Origin of the sequence: Synechococcus sp. R5-13 (genome assembly GCF_047462015.1) — a bacterium.
Classification (GTDB): Bacteria; Cyanobacteriota; Cyanobacteriia; order Thermostichales; family Thermostichaceae; genus Thermostichus.
Genome location: NZ_JANSIL010000126.1, coordinates 1 through 600 on the forward strand (window position 1 = coordinate 1; position 600 = coordinate 600).

Genomic DNA, 600 nt, shown 5'->3' on the forward strand with positions numbered 1-600 from the left:
CTCGCTGCAACCTCTTGAGCCTGAGCTCTGCCTTGCGATAGTACTGGGGAACTGGAACAGACTCCCCCGCGTCGGTCACCAAAAAGGAGTCCAGTCCCACGTCGATTCCTATGGTGTTTTCCAGCGTTGCAGACTCAGGAGTAAACTCAGGGACGGACGAATCTTGCAGGCTCAAGGTCACATACCACCCGTCTGCCTTGCGGGTGATGGTAGCAGTCTTGATGACAAAACCGTCAGGCAAAGGACGGTGCTGAATTATCCGAACAGCACCGATTTTGGGCAGATGGATAAACTGCCCGCAAATGCAGTCCTGTTGCATCGGGGGGAAACTGAAGGAGCGATACCGCCCAGCTCCCTTAAATCTGGGTTTCCCTGCCCGCTTGCCGTTACAGTCCCCCTTCAGCCAGCGGTCGAATGCTTTGTGCACTCGCTCTATGCAGTTCTGGAGGACTTGCGAATGGACTGCTCTGTACTGCGGAAACAGGGCTTTCGTCTTCACCAAATCCCGTTTCTGGGAGTAGAAATCGGGATTGTCTTTCAGCTCAGGCAAGTGACAGATTAAGGGACAAGCATTGATATCACAGCGATTGTGTTCCCACC

At 53.7% G+C, this 600-nt stretch carries 1 protein-coding gene; it reads right to left on the bottom strand.

The features are described 5' to 3' along the window. Positions 1–550 (bottom strand): RNA-guided endonuclease InsQ/TnpB family protein (locus NW840_RS09900; RefSeq protein WP_414343960.1); only part of this gene is annotated, 550 nt, incomplete at its 3' end. Positions 551–600 lie beyond the last annotated feature (50 nt).